Origin of the sequence: Sphingobacterium sp. UBA7253, from assembly GCF_002472745.1 — a bacterium.
GTDB classification, from domain to species: Bacteria; Bacteroidota; Bacteroidia; order Sphingobacteriales; family Sphingobacteriaceae; genus Sphingobacterium; species Sphingobacterium siyangense.
The window spans coordinates 978-18967 of record NZ_DKSP01000099.1; the positions used below are offsets into that span (position 1 = coordinate 978).

Annotated in this window: 16 protein-coding genes and 2 pseudogenes; 14 read left to right on the top strand and 4 right to left on the bottom strand. The window is 40.2% G+C overall.

The window, feature by feature from the left end; all coding sequences use genetic code 11:
* The 5 genes and pseudogenes from B2X72_RS09595 to B2X72_RS09615 form a co-directional block, all read left to right on the top strand.
* Window positions 1–211, top strand: a pseudogene (locus B2X72_RS09595) (TetR/AcrR family transcriptional regulator); the annotation flags it as partial.
* Window positions 212–219: 8 nt separating this feature from the next.
* A complete protein-coding gene (locus tag B2X72_RS09600; RefSeq protein WP_075992752.1) occupies window positions 220–1545 on the top strand; it encodes a TolC family protein in 1326 nt (441 codons plus the stop codon).
* A gap of 26 nt (window positions 1546–1571) precedes the next feature.
* On the top strand, window positions 1572–2729 hold the full coding sequence (locus tag B2X72_RS09605) for an efflux RND transporter periplasmic adaptor subunit (RefSeq protein WP_286849363.1): 1158 nt from the start codon (window positions 1572–1574) through the stop codon (window positions 2727–2729).
* Window positions 2730–2767: 38 nt separating this feature from the next.
* The gene (locus B2X72_RS09610) at window positions 2768–5938 is read left to right on the top strand and encodes an efflux RND transporter permease subunit (protein ID WP_120334301.1); all 3171 of its coding nucleotides are present in this window, start codon (window positions 2768–2770) and stop codon (window positions 5936–5938) included.
* A gap of 129 nt (window positions 5939–6067) precedes the next feature.
* Window positions 6068–6679, top strand: a complete 612-nt coding sequence (locus B2X72_RS09615) for an HAD family hydrolase (protein WP_070568850.1) — start codon at window positions 6068–6070, stop codon at window positions 6677–6679.
* 74 nt (window positions 6680–6753) lie between these two features.
* On the opposite strand, the gene B2X72_RS09620 is transcribed toward B2X72_RS09615, so the two are convergent.
* Window positions 6754–8118 carry a hypothetical protein gene (locus B2X72_RS09620; RefSeq protein ID WP_286849366.1) on the bottom strand — a complete coding sequence of 455 codons (1365 nt, stop codon included), beginning with the start codon at window positions 8116–8118 and terminating at the stop codon, window positions 6754–6756.
* 14 nt (window positions 8119–8132) lie between these two features.
* Window positions 8133–8738, bottom strand: coding sequence for an RNA polymerase sigma factor (locus B2X72_RS09625; RefSeq protein WP_286849368.1), 606 nt, complete (start codon window positions 8736–8738; stop codon window positions 8133–8135).
* Window positions 8739–9064: 326 nt separating this feature from the next.
* On the opposite strand from B2X72_RS09625, the gene lysS reads away from it, so the two are divergent.
* The 6 genes from lysS to B2X72_RS09655 all read left to right on the top strand — a co-directional run bounded on the left by lysS (window position 9065) and on the right by B2X72_RS09655 (window position 14522).
* Complete coding sequence (lysS, locus tag B2X72_RS09630) at window positions 9065–10783, top strand: lysine--tRNA ligase (protein WP_286849371.1); 1719 nt, start codon at window positions 9065–9067, stop codon at window positions 10781–10783.
* A gap of 376 nt (window positions 10784–11159) precedes the next feature.
* The gene (locus B2X72_RS09635) at window positions 11160–11945 is read left to right on the top strand and encodes a class I SAM-dependent methyltransferase (protein WP_286849373.1); all 786 of its coding nucleotides are present in this window, start codon (window positions 11160–11162) and stop codon (window positions 11943–11945) included.
* Window positions 11926–12522, top strand: coding sequence for a hypothetical protein (locus tag B2X72_RS09640; RefSeq protein WP_286849375.1), 597 nt, complete (start codon window positions 11926–11928; stop codon window positions 12520–12522). The genes B2X72_RS09635 and B2X72_RS09640 overlap by 20 nt, the downstream gene beginning before the upstream one ends.
* 73 nt (window positions 12523–12595) lie before the next feature.
* Window positions 12596–13519, top strand: a complete 924-nt coding sequence (locus tag B2X72_RS09645; protein ID WP_070567000.1) for a Dyp-type peroxidase — start codon at window positions 12596–12598, stop codon at window positions 13517–13519.
* A 112-nt stretch (window positions 13520–13631) separates the two neighbouring features.
* Complete coding sequence (locus B2X72_RS09650) at window positions 13632–13994, top strand: DUF4180 domain-containing protein (RefSeq protein ID WP_046675035.1); 363 nt, start codon at window positions 13632–13634, stop codon at window positions 13992–13994.
* 42 nt (window positions 13995–14036) lie between these two features.
* Entirely contained in the window at window positions 14037–14522 is a 486-nt protein-coding gene (locus tag B2X72_RS09655; protein WP_236560371.1) for a GNAT family N-acetyltransferase, read from the top strand.
* On the opposite strand, the pseudogene B2X72_RS09660 reads toward B2X72_RS09655, so the two are convergent.
* Window positions 14521–14724 (bottom strand): annotated as a pseudogene (locus B2X72_RS09660) (VOC family protein); the annotation flags it as partial. The gene B2X72_RS09655 and the pseudogene B2X72_RS09660 overlap by 2 nt on opposite strands.
* 22 nt (window positions 14725–14746) lie before the next feature.
* The gene (locus tag B2X72_RS09665; RefSeq protein WP_201303570.1) at window positions 14747–15199 is read right to left on the bottom strand and encodes a GNAT family N-acetyltransferase; all 453 of its coding nucleotides are present in this window, start codon (window positions 15197–15199) and stop codon (window positions 14747–14749) included.
* A 217-nt stretch (window positions 15200–15416) separates the two neighbouring features.
* Here B2X72_RS09665 and B2X72_RS09670 point away from each other — a divergent pair, with 217 nt between their 5' ends.
* From B2X72_RS09670 to B2X72_RS09680, 3 genes are all read left to right on the top strand, one after another.
* Window positions 15417–15917 carry a GNAT family N-acetyltransferase gene (locus B2X72_RS09670; RefSeq protein WP_115050011.1) on the top strand — a complete coding sequence of 167 codons (501 nt, stop codon included), beginning with the start codon at window positions 15417–15419 and terminating at the stop codon, window positions 15915–15917.
* 64 nt (window positions 15918–15981) lie between these two features.
* Window positions 15982–16878 (top strand): helix-turn-helix domain-containing protein, encoded by an 897-nt coding sequence (locus tag B2X72_RS09675; protein ID WP_115050774.1) that lies wholly within the window; start codon window positions 15982–15984, stop codon window positions 16876–16878.
* 97 nt (window positions 16879–16975) lie between these two features.
* Window positions 16976–17990: oleate hydratase (locus B2X72_RS09680; protein ID WP_286849377.1), on the top strand; the 1015-nt coding region annotated here is incomplete at its 3' end.

The window sequence follows — 17990 nt, forward strand, 5'->3', positions numbered from 1 at the left end:
AAATAAAGTTGTTGATTTTTTACAAGAAGGCATTGACCGAAAAATATTGAAACAGGTAGACGTCCATCTTTTGGTGGCCAGTTATATTGGTGTAGCCTTATCCACTGTTCACAGTATCAAATTTAAAGATCTCAAATTCTCTGAACAGAATGTAGAAGATTTAATTGGGATTATTTGGGATGGAGCTATTAATAGAGAAAAAAATAATTAATTACATATATGAAGTTTAATAGAATCGTTTATTCCTTGGCGGCCCTGTCGCTTTTGAGTAATACAGGATTTGCACAACAGCAATCTGAAAACTTGCCGGCAAATGCAACACTTCAGCAGCTGATTGATTACGCCTTACGTAATCAAATCTCTGTAAAACAAGCACAATTGGACGAGGCCATCGGTGAAAAAGATATTGACATCTCCCTTTCAGGTTGGTACCCTCAATTGGGTCTAAAAGGAAGTTACAATTATAATGTCATTGTTCCATTAGCAAATATTGGCGGAAATAATATCAAAATGGGGCAGAACAATGCGAGTGCCTTAACGCTTCAAGCAGACCAACAGATCCTTAATCCGGAGCTAATGCAGGCAAAAAAAGCCGCTGAGCTGGTACGTCTCGGTAATAAACAAAATACGGAGAACAAAAAAATAACAGCTGTTGTGGAAGTCAGTAAAGCCTATTATGACATCCTTACCTCGGAAGAGCAGATCAAGATTGTTCGCGAAAATATTGCTCGCCTTCAAAAACAATTGAAAGATGCGAAGTCACAATATGATGTGGGTTTAGTTGATAAAACCGACTATAAGAGAGCGCAAATTGCGTTGGCAAATTCGAATGCTGACGAGAAAAGAACGGTTGAGCTTCGTAAATATAAATACGAATACCTTAAACAATTGCTAGCTTTGGATAAAAGCAAAAATTTGACGCTTTCATTTGACAATAGCAGTATGGAATCAGAGATTCTACTTGATACAACTGCAGGAATAAGTGTCTCTAATCGAATTGAATTCCAACAATTGGAAACATCGAAAAAGATTCAACAGTTGAGCACACAGTATTATAAATGGACATATTTACCAAGCGTAAGTGCCTTTTATAATTACGCATTCAACTATAGAAATGATAAATTCAGTAAGCTTTATTCCGACAATTTCCCGGGTTCAGTAGCTGGCCTAAATGTTTCTTTTTCAATTTTCGACGGGTTTAAACGTAAAAAACAAATCAATAAATCCAGATTGCAGGAAGAAAGAATTGACTGGGATATCAAAAATTTAGAAAACAGCATTAACACAGAATATTCGTTGGCAAAGGCAACCTATAATGCAAATTTAAATGACTGGAAAACAGCTAAAGAAAATGTGGATCTCTCCAAAGAAGTATACGAGACAATCAAACTTCAATATGACGAAGGTATCAAAACTTACCTCGATTTAATGACAGCAGAGACTGATCTCAAAACAACACAGCTCAATTATTTGAACTCCCTTTATGCGCTATTGTCAAGTAAATTGGATGTTCAGAAAGCAGTTGGGGCAATCCACACAAATTAATCAATAAACGGAAACTAATACAAATCATGAATAAAAGACAATTATTATTCGCTTTCTTCCTTGGGACGGCATTAGTATGGACCTCTTGTGGAAATAAAGATGCAAAAAAGCAAGGTGCAGCACAGGCTCAGGCTGAAAAAGTTGTCCCTGTCAGCTTTGGTGTCGCATCGCATGAGACTGTTACAGGTACAATCAGCTATCCAGCAACAGTCAAACCGTTGAACGAAGCAGATCTATATGCGGAAGTAAGCGGCTATATCACAAAAATATATGTTTCTGACGGTGCAGTAGTTTCCGCAGGACAAGCTCTTTATGAAATTGATGGAACACGCTACAACGCAGCTGTCCAACAAGCTAAAGCAAGCTTACAGGTCGCACAGACTGATTTAGACCGACAAAAAAGAGATTTAGCACGTTACCAGACATTGGCCGATAAAGACGCGATTGCGAAGCAGGTTTTTGACAATGCAGTATCAAATGTAGCGGCTTCTCAGGCACAGGTAGAGTCGGCTCGTGCGGCATTGGTCACTGCAAATACAAACTTATCACGGTCGACGATCCGCGCTCCTTTCAGTGGTACTGTAGGGATATCACAGGTGCGTTTGGGAGCTTTAGTTAACCCAGGTACAACCCTATTGAATACCTTGTCTTCAACCAGTCCAATTGCTGTTGAGTTTCAGGTAAACGAAAAGGATATTGCCAAATTTACCCAATTGCAAAGCAGCCATTCCTCTTCGGACCTTTCTCTTTTATTGCCAAATGGAAGCACTTATGAAGGCAAAGTAAGGATCACAACCATTGACCGCGCAGTTGACCCTGCTACCGGAACAATCAAAGTGCGGGCTACTTTCCCGAACAATGCCAACGAATTGCGGGCTGGTATGAATATTACGATGAATGTATCAACAACCTCGGCTACAGAAGAAGTTGTTGTACCTTACAAAGCGGTCTTTGAACAGCTCGGGGTATTTAACCTTTATGCTGTGAATGATAGCAGCAAAGCTGAAATACGTCAAGTAAAATTAGGTATTAAAGCTGGTGATAAAATTGTGATTAAAGAAGGTGTCAAAGACGGAGAAAAGATTATCGTCGACGGTACCATGAATGTCCAAAATGGAGTTAAAGTAGTTGATGCTGCCGTCGCTGCCCAACAGGCTGCCAAAGGAGCACCTCAAGGAAAATAACACCATTAATTTTTTAAAGAGAATCTAAAAGATATAGAATGATTTCAGAAGTATTTATTAAGAGGCCAGTTACCGCAATCGTTATTTCGATATTGATTTCAATTATCGGGATCATTGCAGTATCCACGTTGCCAATTAGCCAGTATCCTTCTATTGCACCTCCAACAGTAACGGTTACGGCCAATTACACCGGAGCTGATGCACAGACGGTTGAACAAACCGTGACAACTCTTATCGAGAGTCAGATCAATGGTACACCTGGCATGATTTATATGTCGTCCAATAGTACGTCAAATGGTCAAGCAACAATTACGGTGACATTTGAAGTAGGTACGGATATCGATATTGCGACCTTAGACGTACAAAACCGTGTGGGAATCGCCGAACCAGCCCTTCCCGAAGCTGTGAGACGTCTGGGAATTACGACCCGTAAAGCCAATAACGATATCCTGATGTTGGTTGCCTTAACTTCACCAAAAGGAACGAGAGATGAAAATTTCTTGGCCAATTACAACAACTTATACGTTAAAGACGCGCTCTTACGTGTGAAAGGTGTCGGTGACGTAACCGCTTTTGGTCAGCCATTTTCAATGCGTGTATGGCTAGATGCAAATAAATTGGCTAATCTAAGCATGACTCCGGCCGATGTATCAACAGCGATTGCGGAACAAAACTCCCGCATACCTGGTGGTAGTGTGGGTGGACGTCCACAAGAGTCTTCGACAGTATTTGAATATCCAATCATTACCGATAGTGATCTTTCAAATCCGGAAGACTTTGAAAACATCGTTGTAAAAACCAACAAAGATGGATCTATCGTACTTTTAAAGGATGTTGCACGTGTTGAATTAGGTCAATTCAATTATGGTACATCATCTACCGTAAATGGTATGACCTCATCTGCGATGATGATTAACCAGACCCCGGGAGGAAATGCCGTAGAATCCGCAGAAGGTATTGTGACAGCATTGGAAAAATTAAAGAAATCTTTTCCAACTGACGTAGATTATACCATCAGTTACGAGACAGTTTCGGTAGTAAATGCCTCAATTTCTTCGGTTATCCATACCCTAGTTGAAGCATTGATCCTGGTAACAGTGGTGGTATTTTTCTTCCTTCAAAGCTGGAGGGCAACATTAATCCCCGTATTGGCAATTCCGGTATCCATCATCGGTACATTCATCTTCTTCCTGATGTTTGGCTTTTCGGTCAACAACCTGACCATGCTCGCCTTTGTATTGGCCATCGGTATTGTGGTGGATGATGCCATCGTTGTGGTGGAAGCTGTGCAGCACTATATCGACCATTATAAGCTGGATGCAAAAGAAGCGACACGTCGCGCTATGGGCGATATCACCGCTCCGGTTATTGCAATTGCATTAATTTTGGCTGCCGTATTCGTTCCTGTAGGTTTTATCCCTGGGATGGTCGGTAAATTGTATCAACAATTTGCCATCACGATCGCTGTATCCGTTATGTTGTCTGCATTTATTGCCCTTTCGTTAACTCCAGCATTATGTTCGATTTTATTAAAACCAACAGCAGTACATGAAGGTGCCAAAGGTTTAAATAAATTTTTCTACAAATTTAATGTCTGGTTTGAAAAGGTGACCATCAGATACTCCAATGGTGTAAAACAAGCAATCAAAAAAGCACCACTTGTACTGATCATTCTGTTGTGTATTTTTATCGGAACAGGCTGGATGTTTACAACCAAACCGACAGGATTTATCCCTTCCGAAGATGGTGGTGCATTTTTCGCAGGTATTACTTTGCCGGAAGGTTCTTCTTCTGCACGTACCAATGAAGTCCTTAAAGAGATTGAAGCCGATCTACACAAGACTTTCCCTGAAATCAAGTATGTTACCGCAATTTCTGGTATCAATATCCTAAACCGCGCGTTTAAATCCAATGGTGCAACAGTGTTCGTTTCTCTTAAACCTTGGGAAACCCGTACACGTACTGCAAACGATATCGCGGGAATGATTATGGGTAAATACATGGGTTATACCAAAGCACGGGTATTGGCGGTAACGCCACCGGCAATTCCGGGTCTAGGTACATCTGGTGGTTTCTCTATGCAGGTACAGGATTTACAAACTGTAAATATCAAAGATTTCGAAGCAACAGTAGGTAAATTCTTGATGGCTGCCAACCAACGTCCAGAAATTGGAATGGCCTACACGATGTTTAATACCAATTCTCCAAACTACAAATTGGAAGTTAATCGTGAACAGGCAAAACGTATGGGCGTGCCTATCTCAAGTATTTATTCGACAATATCATCCTATTTAGGAAGTAGCTATGTCAATGACTTTACAAAGTATGGTCGTAGTTACCGTGTTGTGACACAAGCTGATATTCCGTACCGTATGAATATTGAAGACATCAACAAATTGTATGTCAACAATGTTTCCGGTAACCCTGTACCGATGGGTACACTGGTCAAGTACGAATTAATGACAATGCCTTCAATCATCAACCACTACAATATCTTTAGAAGTATCGAGATCAATGGTAGTTCGGCTCCCGGTTTCTCATCTGGAGATGCATTGAAAGCTTTGCAAGAAGTGGCTGCACAAACATTACCAGAAGGTTTTGACTATCAGTTCTCCGGTCTATCTCTTCAAGAGATGCAATCCGGGTCAAAGACCATTCAAATTTTTGCGTTGTGTATCCTATTTGTGTTCTTACTATTGGCTGCCTTATACGAAAGTTGGTCTGTACCTTTCTCCATTTTGTTATCTGTACCACTAGGTGTATTTGGGGCTATATTAACCCTAACATTAATCCCTACATTGGATAATAACATCTATGCACAGATTGGTCTGGTCACCATCATTGGACTTGCTGCCAAGAATGCGATTCTAATCGTAGAGTTTGCTAAGGAACGGGTTGATATCGGGATGAACCTTTATGAAGCGACATTAGATGCTGTAAAATTACGTTTACGCCCAATTATCATGACGTCCTTTGCCTTCATCTTGGGGATTATTCCATTGATGCTATCTCATGGAGCTGGAGCAATTTCTCGCCAAACAATCGGTTGGACGGTATTTGGTGGTATGACTGCAGCCACACTCCTAGCGATCTTTATCGTTCCGGTACTATTCGTTGTGATTACACGTATGGCATACGGTAAGAAAAAATTGGCTGAATTAGAAGCTAATTTCGATGAAGAGAAAGCGAAAAATTTAAGTTCACACTAATTATACGCTGCCTCTGTGAAGAATCCACACGGAGCTAACAGCAAGAAGCCTTTCCTTGTAACAAGGGAAAGGCTTCTTTTTTGCTCGTCCAATTATATTTTTTTATTTTTACCGCTCACTATTAAATATATGTCACCTGAATCACAACGAAAATTTGAATTACTAAACCTTCTTGCCGAATCCTACGACGCACTATTATTTGATGTCGATGGTACCTTGGCAGATAATATGGACGCACATAAACAAGCCTATAAAGCTGCAGCCAAACAATACGGGGTCGAGTTGGACGTCAATTTGATTGATGAAACTGCCGGATGGCCCACTGTGGCTGTTGCAGAGGAAATCAGCAAACGCTATGAGGTAGATTTCGATTATCAAGAATTTTCCACACTAAAGTCTACTATTTTTCGAGACGAGTATGTTTTCAAGACTAAGCCTGTAGATTACGTGGTTGAACATCTAAAATATCAGAAAGGTAAAAAACACATCGCTGCCGTTTCAGGAGGAACCAGAACAACCTTATCCATGACATTAACCACCATTGGTGTATGGGATGATTTGGAAACACTGGTTTGTGCTGGAGATACAGCTGAGGGAAAACCTTCACCACAACCCTTTCTTTTGGCAGCTGCTCAATTGAATATTGCTCCGGAAAGATGCCTGGTCTACGAAGACGGGACCCCAGGAGTTGAAGGTGCGAAAGCCGCAGGAATGGGTTGGGTTCGCGTTGATGAAATTTAATCAGATATGCAGACTATAAAAAAAGCCGCAGTAAACTTCAAACTTACTGCGGCTTTTTTATAGCATTATGCTATTTAAAAACTAGTAATTATCTTCACTCCCCCGTTGCTATAGTTCAAATCGGATGATTTCAAATTTCCGATTGGAGCTTTATAATAAGGCTCTACAGAAATGGATAATTTTCCAACTTTCTGTTTCCGACCAACTGAAAAATTAATAAAGCCGTTCACACCTTTATCATCAACATTTTTGTCTTGAGATTTTTGTCTGTACTCCGTATTATTTGTTTCATAGATCGTTGCCCGTTCCTGATCCAATACACCAACATAGGATACACCGACTGAGGTATAGAAATTCTTGTTTATCGCGTATCTAACATCCAATGGGATATCAACTGTTAGGATTTTACCTGAAACCCGTTCATTACTCTTTGCATCTTTTGCATCTGCTGCCCGCATCGCAAAGGAATTATTCAAATTCGATTGAGAAATATAATTTGGCGCATCTGCATTAAGAGAATTTGATCCCACTGCAGGAGTAATGGGTGAATTACCCGAAACAGCTCCATAATGTTGAATGGAAGCTCCTGAACGAAGACTTACCTTACTCGAAATATTATAGGCTAGTGCGACCCCGCCCCCCAGCGTTATACTTTCTGACGTAGAGGCAGGTGATACAAAAGCGCCCATTTCCCATTTCTTATCTTGGTTAACGTTCGTGTGTACAACACTATTCCTTGCCCCCCCTTGTTGTGCAGCATACAATTGTGATAGTTTTGCAGCATCGCGTTGCGTTTGATTAACAGGCGACATAAACCCTGAATTGGCCGAAGCAATAACGGCACTACTATTCGTCACAGTGGTATTTGTTGACGCGCTTACTCGTTCCACTTCACTTTCCGTTAAACCAACCTGCGCTGAAAATGAATTATTTTTCAATTGCATGGACTGCAGCCTTCTTAAATCGGCTGATACAGCCACATCGTGGCCCCGCATTAATTGCCCAGTACTCAATACCAAGTGGTGATTGTCCAAATTTTCAGTTGAATGGTCCGCTGGCACAGAATAGGTATAGGGCTTCTTCGCTGATAATACCTCTGCACTTACAATCCTATCGCCCGTAACATCCGATAACGAACGCTGTATCGATTCTTTTAAATCCTTATGATCACCTAACACATCTTCTCGTTCTGGTAGATGTGTTAAAACGACTGCAGGTAAATCAGTCTCCACATTCGTCTTTAGCCCCCAATACCCTACACCAAAACACAATAACACAGCCGCAGCAGCACTCCAATACTTCCAATTAGAGGAACGATGTGCTGAAACGCCATAATTTGAGGCAAATTTCTCCCAGGAACCTTCTTTATAAGGTAGTTCATGGTCTTTTAATTGTCCAATGATCTCTTCTATCAATTCCTTTTTCTTATTGTCTTTCATCGTAACAACAATATTTATCTTATTTCTTGAACTACGCCTGTATAATCCAAGTATAATTTTCTAAGTTTTTGTTTCGCTCGCGTCAGATAAGTCCTTGACGTACTATCTGGTATATTAAGCATCTGGGCAATTTCATCATGTGAATACCCCTCAATTTCATAGAGATTAAAAATAGTTTTTTGAATTTCAGGGAGCTGATCGAGCAGACGCATAATCTCATTGACCTCCAGTCGACTGTCCAATTGTACTGCCGGTGTATGCATATCACCTTCTCCCAAATCTTCAACCGAATAAAACTGCTTTTTACTTCGTAAAAAATCAATCGAAATATTGGCAGCAATTCGTCCTATCCAGGCTCTAAACGATTTTTCGAGATTTTCATCTTCAATATCCCTATTAAATGATTCCAATTTTCGAAATATCCGAACAAAGCTTTCATTCACGAGCTCTTCCGCGTCCACATCCTGTTTTACATAACGAATAATAATAGCCATGAGATAACCATAATACTTCTTATAAACGAACGCCTTGCCCTCCTCACGATCGCGCAAGCAACGTTCTAAGGCATCATGTAAAGATGATAGCTTCTTGTTATAAAAATATGACCGAATTATACCCACTTAAACCATTTAATTATTAAGTTTCAAACTTAGACAAATTGCCTTTCATATGCAATCAATAACACATGCCATGTAAACAATCTATCGAATTCTCCCCTTCATTATGAACGTTTTTTTCGAGGAGATAACGAAATTAAAATTATAAAACTCAAAATCAAATAGTCGAATGTCCCCTTGTAATAATATCACTATTTAACTATTTTTATCCCATATAACGGAATGCCATTTCCTTTCGCTACAGTGTTTTCAAAAAAAATCCATAAAAAGAATTGAAAAAAATGGCTATTTTTGCGTGATTTTCACATTTTAAATATTATTCATACCGAATGAGTACTGTATTATCCGAACAGGAACAACTTAGAAGACAAGCGATGCAATCGTTGTTGGATATGGGAATTGATCCATTTCCAGCAAACGAATTTGTCGTCAATGCACATGCTGCTGATATTTTAGAAAATTACGATAGAGATAAATTGAATTATAAGAACATTACCATTGCTGGACGTATCATGAGTCGTCGTGTGATGGGTAGTGCTTCATTCTTTGAAATTCAAGACTCTACCGGACGTATTCAAGCTTATATTAAGCGTGACGATGTATGTCCTGATGAGAATAAAGACCTATACAATGTCGTTTTCAAAAAGCTATTGGATATCGGAGATATCGTTGGTATCAAAGGCTATGTCTTCACAACACAAACCGAGGCTATTGCAGTACACGTAGAAGAACTTACCGTTTTATCCAAATCGCTACGTCCCCTACCTGTCGTTAAATCTGCAGAAGGTAAAACTTTTGATGCCTTTACAGACCCAGAGCAACGCTATAGAATGCGTTACGTGGATTTGATCGTAAATCCAAGTAACAAAGACATATTTATTAAACGTACGAAGCTTTTCAATGCGATGCGTCAGTTCTTTAACGACGCGGGTTATATGGAAGTAGAAACACCTGTCCTGCAATCCATTCCAGGCGGTGCTGCAGCACGTCCGTTTATTACACACCATAATGCTTTAGATATTCCATTATATCTTCGTATCGCCAACGAGCTTTATTTAAAAAGACTAATCGTTGGTGGATTTGATGGTGTATACGAATTTTCTAAAAACTTCCGTAATGAAGGAATGGACCGTACCCACAATCCAGAGTTCACCGCAATGGAAATTTATGTAGCCTATAAAGACTACAACTGGATGATGGACTTTACAGAACGTCTGTTAGAACATTGTGCGTTGGCTGTAAACGGTACAACTGAAGCTACCTTCGGAGAACATAAAATTGACTTTAGAGCACCGTATAAACGGATATCGATGACAGATTCCATTAAGGAATTCACTGGATTTGATATTACTGGAAAATCTGAAGACGAAATCCGTATTGCCGCCAAAGGAATGGGCATCGACGTAAACGAAACAATGGGTAAAGGCAAATTGATCGATGAAATTTTCAGCGCAAAATGTGAAGGAAACTACATCCAGCCAACATTCATTACAGATTATCCAAAAGAAATGTCTCCTTTAACGAAGAAGCACAGAGATAATCCTGATTTAACCGAGCGTTTTGAGCTGATGGTTTGTGGAAAAGAGATTGCCAATGCTTATTCAGAGCTTAATGATCCAATTGATCAACGTGAACGATTTGAAGATCAATTACGTCTTTCTGAAAAAGGTGATGATGAAGCCATGTTTATTGATCAGGATTTCCTACGTTCATTGGAATATGGAATGCCGCCGACCTCTGGACTTGGAATCGGTATGGACCGTTTAATCATGTTCTTGACCGATAATGCGTCAATCCAAGAAGTTCTTTTCTTCCCACAAATGAGACCTGAAAAAGTCGCCAAAGTAGCAGAAGTAAAAGATTATGAGGAACAAGGCATTCCTGCGGCCTGGGTTCCTGCCTTACAAAAAATGGGCTTTACAACCATTGAAGCTTTAAAAGAAGCGAATCCGAACAAGGTGTTTAATGATCTTGGTGGTATGCGTAAAAAACTGAAACTAGATATCAATATGCCAACGAAAGACGAAGTATTTGCTTGGTTCAATTAAATCGGTATCTATACTAGCTAAAAAAGCTGCCTCAATAAAATTTGAGGCAGCTTTTTTTTGTTTTTATGTAGCGTATCAGCTAATACCAAACTCCTATAATCTTCTCATCAGCTCCTACACTAACAGGGAGATTACAGGGGGTTAACAGGGGGTTAGCAGGGGTAAATCCCCAGTTAACCCCCTGTTAATACCTTGTAAAAAGATTATTATATCCCTCTTAATGGAGAATAGGATATTCGACTGATAGTAACCATAAACAAATCAAGGAATACCATCAACTGTTGGTCTGATTAGCGTAACAAAAACGGTTAAACGAATAGATTTTTTTTTAACCGGAAAGCAAAAGCTATATTTACAGTCAACTAAACCAAATCCAATGAAAGAGAAATTTATCGACAGAAAAGACCAACAGGCCAATAAGATATTTGAAAGAAGAACATTATCCTTCGATTATAGAACGATTATTCCCTTACTATCTCCTGGCATGGAAATCTTGGACGTGGGCTGTGGTACCGGAACGCTCACGAATGAGGTAGCAAGCTATATCGGCGACGGAACTATAACCGGGCTCGATAATACACAGTCATTTATCGACAGTGGCAATGAGCACTATGGTAGCACCCAAAATCTGAACCTGGTCTGCAGCAATATTTTTGATTATCAGCCTCCACATCCTTTCGACCTGATTATAACGCCGCGCACCATGCAATGGTTAAGTGATATTCCCAGGGCATTGGGCTTATTCAAATCCTGGTTAAAGCCCGGAGGACAAATTTCTATTTTAGACTACAATCACACCGCCATTGAATGGAACCCCGCCCCTCCGGAAAGCATGCTCACATTTTACCATACTTTCCTGAAGTGGAGAGCAGATGCAGGTATGAACAATCGTGTTGCTGATGAGGTCGCTGCACTGCTCCAGGAAGCAGGTTTCCATTCTGTTCAGGTTATCAATGCCGATCAGACCTACAAAAAAGGAGAAGCTAACTTTGATACCAATCTGGCCATCTGGAACAAAGTCGCCCAATCGCGACAAATGGTTACGGAAGGGTATATCTCCGACGAACTTCGCTTACAGGCTATCGCCGAATACAGCCAATGGATCGAGACAGAAGCGACAAGCATGACACTTAAAATGAACGATGTACAGGCTAACGTATAATCTCCTTTTATCCGTTTTCCTCCTACTGACACTTCCCGGGCTGGCCGTAAAAGCACAGCTCAGGGATACCATGATCAATGTAGGCAACCATAGCCTTCATTTCACTTTAATGGAAGGAAAAGGTATCCCCATTGTCTTTGAATCTGGAGCGGGAAATGATGGTTCCAATCCCGCTCAGGTTGTTGGCACAGTAATGATCGATATTGTCTCCCCTTATCTCATGACCATGGAGCGATCCAAATCATTGAAGAGCGAATATGCCAGTGAACTTGATAACATCAAAAAAGAAAGCCTAGGGTTCTATCATCTCGTTTTAAACTACGAAGCGTCAACGGCTGTTTTACATGAGGTTGCAGGAAAAATCAATGTCCCCATGACTGTCATTGGTTCAGGAAAATCGCCTTTTGAAGAACCCGATCGCAGTTTATTTATTGCTGCCCTTAAAAAATTTGCAGATCAAAAAAACAATAGACGTTATCTTTTGGCTCAAAATGCGGAGCATCATGTCTTTTATGACGAACCGGATCTGGTCATTGATGAAATCGTCAAACTATATCAAAAAACCGCATTCGAGTAATCAAAAAGTCTATCCGTACAACCGATTTTATTTGTAGCTTAGCAAGGCTGTACAACACACAACAACTTATCTTATGGATCATCAGGCCCAAAATGTCATCGATACACCGAGCAACAATACGGTGTTTATGGTATGGAATTTCCACGAAAATGTGGTCATTAAGGATGTCTTCCAACGCTTATGTGCATTGGTTGTCAATCTCAACAATTCGGCACAGGTACGTTCAAATCTTGTGAAAGCAAGCGTGGTATTGGGCATAAGCCACCATGCCTGGAAAAAGCTTGAACTCAACGAACCTATGCCAAAGGAATTGGTTCCTTTCGAACCTATCATCGGTCAAAAACATATTGCTGTGGCTACCCCCGGAGATTTACATTTCCATATTCGTGCTTATGAAAAAAGCTATTGCATTGACATGGCGACCGAAATAGCAGCCTTATTAAATCCCGTTGCGGATTGCAAGGAGGAAGTTCATGGGTTCAGATATTGGGATGGGCGAAGTATCTTGGGCTTCGTCGACGGAACGGAAAATCCCCTTGGTGAGGATCGTGCTTTCTTTGGTATCGTAGGTGATGAGGATGCAGCCTATAAGGGTGGAAGCTATTTATTTGTGCAAAAATATATTCATGACATGAATGCCTGGCGTTCTTTACCCGTCGCCGATCAGGAAAAGGTCATCGGCAGAAGCAAAGCAAACGATATTGAGATGAGCGACGATGAAAAACCGGCCAATTCTCATTCGGCCCTGGCCAATGTCGGTGACGATTTAAAGATTGTGCGCGACAATATGCCTTTTGGGCAAATCGCAACAAATGAAATGGGAACATACTTTATCGCTTACGCCAGCACATTCAGTACCGTACAATTGATGCTGAACAGAATGTTTATCGGTGAACCCGAAGGAAATTACGATAGAATACTAGACTTTAGTACAGCACATACCGGCTCCCTGTTCTTCTGTCCAACAATCAATATGCTGAAAGAATTTGCAGGTTAAAACCTATTTATCCGCTATCTCGGATCATTTTCAACAGCATATCCCAACGATGTGCAATGGATCATGGAATCTGATCCCACAAATATATTTTTCAAACGACACAACAAAAAAAATGGAAATCACTATTATTCAGCTAGGTGACGAAAACATTGCTGAAGTTAAAGGTTCAGGCGTCTTTATCCATAATCTCGATGATGGTCTACAGATTATGGTCGACTGTGGCGCGCAAGAAGCATACAAAGCAATTATTTATCAAGAGAACATCACGGATGACTTCTTCGAACTTAAAACAAAACTTGCCGGTGAAATTCTTCAAAAATATACGCAGTATGGCTTTGACATTGCCATCGTTGGCGATTTCTCCAAATACAACAGCAAAAGTTTAAACGATTTTATCTACGAAAGCAATAAATCAAAAAAAATCAATTTTGTAGGTACGCGTGAAGAAGCGATAGCCAGATTTTCAAAACGTTAAACCATGCGCATTGATTCAGAAAGATTAGCGATTCGGCCCATCATGCCGGAAGACAGTCGGGCAATATTCGGGTATCGTTCAGATAAAGAAACCAATAAATACCAGGGCTGGATTCCAGACTCTTTGGCAGAAGTCGATGAATTTATAGCAAAAAACCCAAACACGTTCAATCTTCCAGAGTCCTGGTTTCAGCTCGTTATGACCGACAAAATAGCAAAGGCTGTAATCGGCGATATTGGCGTTCATTTTTTTGGTGCTGAACACCTGCAGGTGGAATTGGGCTGTACCATAAAAAAAGAATTCCAGCAACAGGGTTATGCCAAAGAAGGACTAAAAACAGTTATAGCGGCCCTGTTCCGTCAGTATCATAAACATCGGATCATGGCCTCGGTAGCTCCGGAAAACAAGGCATCCATGCAAAGACCATCGGTGCTTCGATCCCGTCCTTTAAAAAATTATAAGGTGTCAGGTCACGTGTTTTCAGATAGTCCACGGCATAGTTCAAGATATCCTCTTTATCCACTCTAAAAGCAAAATGTCTCGGTTGAAAGTTTGTTTCTTCCTGCCACAGGCCCAACATATAGTCTTTGCCGGCTCCAATCCATAAAAAAACAATAGGACGTGTCGGATCACGATGTGCCACACGTAATCCCAGTACCTCCGTATAAAATGCGACAGACTTAGCTAAATCCCGCACCTGAATATGCGTTTCGTATAAACCTTGTATCATGAGTTATTTCATTTTATTAAAATTATTTCGATCCATTAATAGCGCTCTCGTGATGTAAATGCAAGATCGGATAGGATTTGCCCATACCATCTACAGCTGAGCGTCCGATAAGCTGATATCCTTTTTTCAGATAAAAATCAACAGCCTGCTGATTTTGCTCATTGACATCAACTTTATACACCTGGAGCTTATCCAGCACATACTGTAGTGCCACAGTCCCAATACCTTTTCCCCTGTAGGCTGAATCCACAAATAACATTTCTAGATTATCATCGGAGACAGCGAAAAAAGCAGTAGGCTGTCCAGCGTCATCGATGACATAGACCTTTAATTGTGGTAAATACTCGGTTGGGATCAGTCTCTTATATAACTGAAGATCCTCCTCTTTCAAAAAATCATGTGTTGCCCGAACCGAATTTTCCCAAATGCGCAGGATTGCCGCATAGTCGGCTCCACTTGCCGCTCTTATTTCCATAACGATTATCTCCCTCTAAAAATTCTTATTTACACCGTATCGCTACGGAATAGCATTCTTATAAAAGCTTCCCTTCCGCTTTACAGAAAGGCAATGTAAGTTAAATTGGAGAACTAAAATCATGAAAAAGTTAAATAAGACAGAAAGATGATGATTTAGGTTCCGATAATTTGATTTCAGAGAAAACAACCTTATCTTGTAAATAAACACATTAGCCATGTACAATACACTTCTATTCAAAAAATATCTTCCGGAAGATTTTGACGCTTTCCACGACTTGGTTAAAGCGGATGATGTCATGAAATACATTACCGGCAAAGGATTGTCCGAAGAGCAGGCCCGGAAAAAGTTCGATTCGATTCTAGAAATCAACCAGGATCCTGATTTAGGCTATTTTAAAGTAATCGAAGCGGATACGCTAAAGCTTTTAGGCGACTGTAAGCTTGTTAACTACAAAAAAGATCCAAGTGTATTCGAAATTGGTTATTTGCTCCGCAAAGAACATTGGGGAAAGGGGCTGGGAACACAGATTTGCGAGTCGATGCTAGCCCTTGCCACAACATTAAATCCAGGTAAAGATGTGATTGGTATTATTGATCCCGATAACACCGCATCGAGACGACTACTGAATAAATTCGGATTCAAAAGTTTCTTCGTGGGGATAGAAGACGATATTGCCACAGAAAAGCTGATGCTCAAACGGACAGCATCCGAATAAACAAAGCCCATTCGAATATTTAAAACAATAGGAACTGTATATGCCCAAACCGAACAAAAAGTCAATGAAGTTTAAGGTAAAAACAACTTATAATACACACGAAAGTCTTCAAGATACCTTATCATTCTTTGGCGTAAATTGCCACCGCCCCTATTATATTTCTTCTGGAAATCCGATTTTTGAATACCCAAGCAATGCTTTTCGTATTGATTATTATGCCATCTGTATCTGTACAGCGGGCGATATAAATATTCAGGTAGACAATCAGGAATACCATATCTCGACAAACCATATCCTCATATCCGCCCCAACAACAATTATCCGGTTTTCGCAGGTCAGCGCCGACTTTAGAATGAAGCTACTCTTTTTTGACAAAGCATTCCTGCTTAAACATATTGTCAATCCATTCTTTATCGAACAACTGGGGCTTTTTAAAAATTCGACCTTTACCATTGTCAGCTCCCAAGATAAACAAATTGACAAGCTGTTAAAATTAATGGACTACTTCAAAGAAGTTACCTTAAGAACAACACATTTTACAGCAGATATCATCCGCACGATCATCTTTAATCTCCTGTTAGAGATCGCCGACGAATTGGTCTCTAAAGACCATAATACAACGGAAAGTGTACAAGAGACCAACAACCTGTTCTATAAGTTTACAGACCTGGTTCAGCGACATAGCAATCAATACAAAGAAGTACAATATTACGCCGACCAGTTATTTATTTCAAACAAATACCTCATTCAGATTGTTAAAAGAGCATCAGGTAAAACACCACATGAAATTATTGATGAGCGTGTGCTTAAAGAAGCCTATGTGCTGCTCGGGAATCCCGAAAAGACTATCTCAGAAATTTCTTATGAAATCGGATTTAATTCCATCTCAGCATTTGGTCGTTTTTTCAAAAAATACTCCACCTTATCGCCATCAGAGTACCGAAAGCGACAAAATATGTAGAAAGAGGAAATTCGGTAGAACAATAGCGAATTTGAGGGCACAAATGATTAAGGTGGTCTTTGTAACTTTACTCAACAATTAAAAAAACATAAGAATCATGAAAGAAATCACCTCAAAATTCGACAAAGTATTAAATGCATCTGCTGAATATGGAAATGTAAATCATGAACCCGATTCAAGCAAAGAACAACAACGTAACACACCGAAAAAATCGATGCCCTTTTCTGATCAGATCGGAAATTATCAACGCAATAAAGGTATTCCACCAAAATCATATAAAGACAGTAAAATTTACATCGTCGGAAGCGGTATAGCAGGGATGTCTGCAGCCTACTATTTTATCCGAGATGGTCATGTTCCTGCTGAAAACATCACATTCCTTGAACAGCTCCATGTGGAAGGCGGCTCGTTAGATGGCGCCGGTAATGCAACCGACGGCTATGTCATCCGCGGTGGTAGGGAAATGGATATGACCTACGAAAATCTTTGGGATATGTTTCAGGACATTCCTGCATTGGAAATGCCTGCCCCCTACAGTGTTCTGGACGAGTACCGTTTGATCAATGACAACGACTCCAACTACTCCAAAGCAAGGCTTATTCATAAACTTGGTGAGATAAAAGACTTCAGCAAGTTTGGATTGGGCAAAATGGATCAGCTGGCCATCATTCGATTGCTCCTCAAAAATAAAGAAGATTTAGATGACTTAACCATCGAAGACTACTTCAGCGAGTCATTTTTATCCAGCAATTTCTGGACCTTCTGGCGTACCATGTTCGCTTTCGAAAACTGGCATAGTTTACTTGAGCTGAAATTGTACATGCACCGCTTTTTACATGCGATAGACGGATTGAATGATCTTTCATCACTCGTATTCCCGAAATACAATCAATACGACACCTTTGTGACCCCTTTGCGCAAAGTACTCCAAAGCAAAGGTGTAAACATTCGATTCAATGTGTTAGTCAAAGACTTGGATATCCAAAGCAATACCGATGGAAAAGTTGTGGAGGCCCTGATTACAGAACAAGACGGTAAAGAGGTAAAAATTCCAATCGGAAAAGACGACTTCGTCATTGTGACAACTGGATCAATGACAGAAGATACCTTCT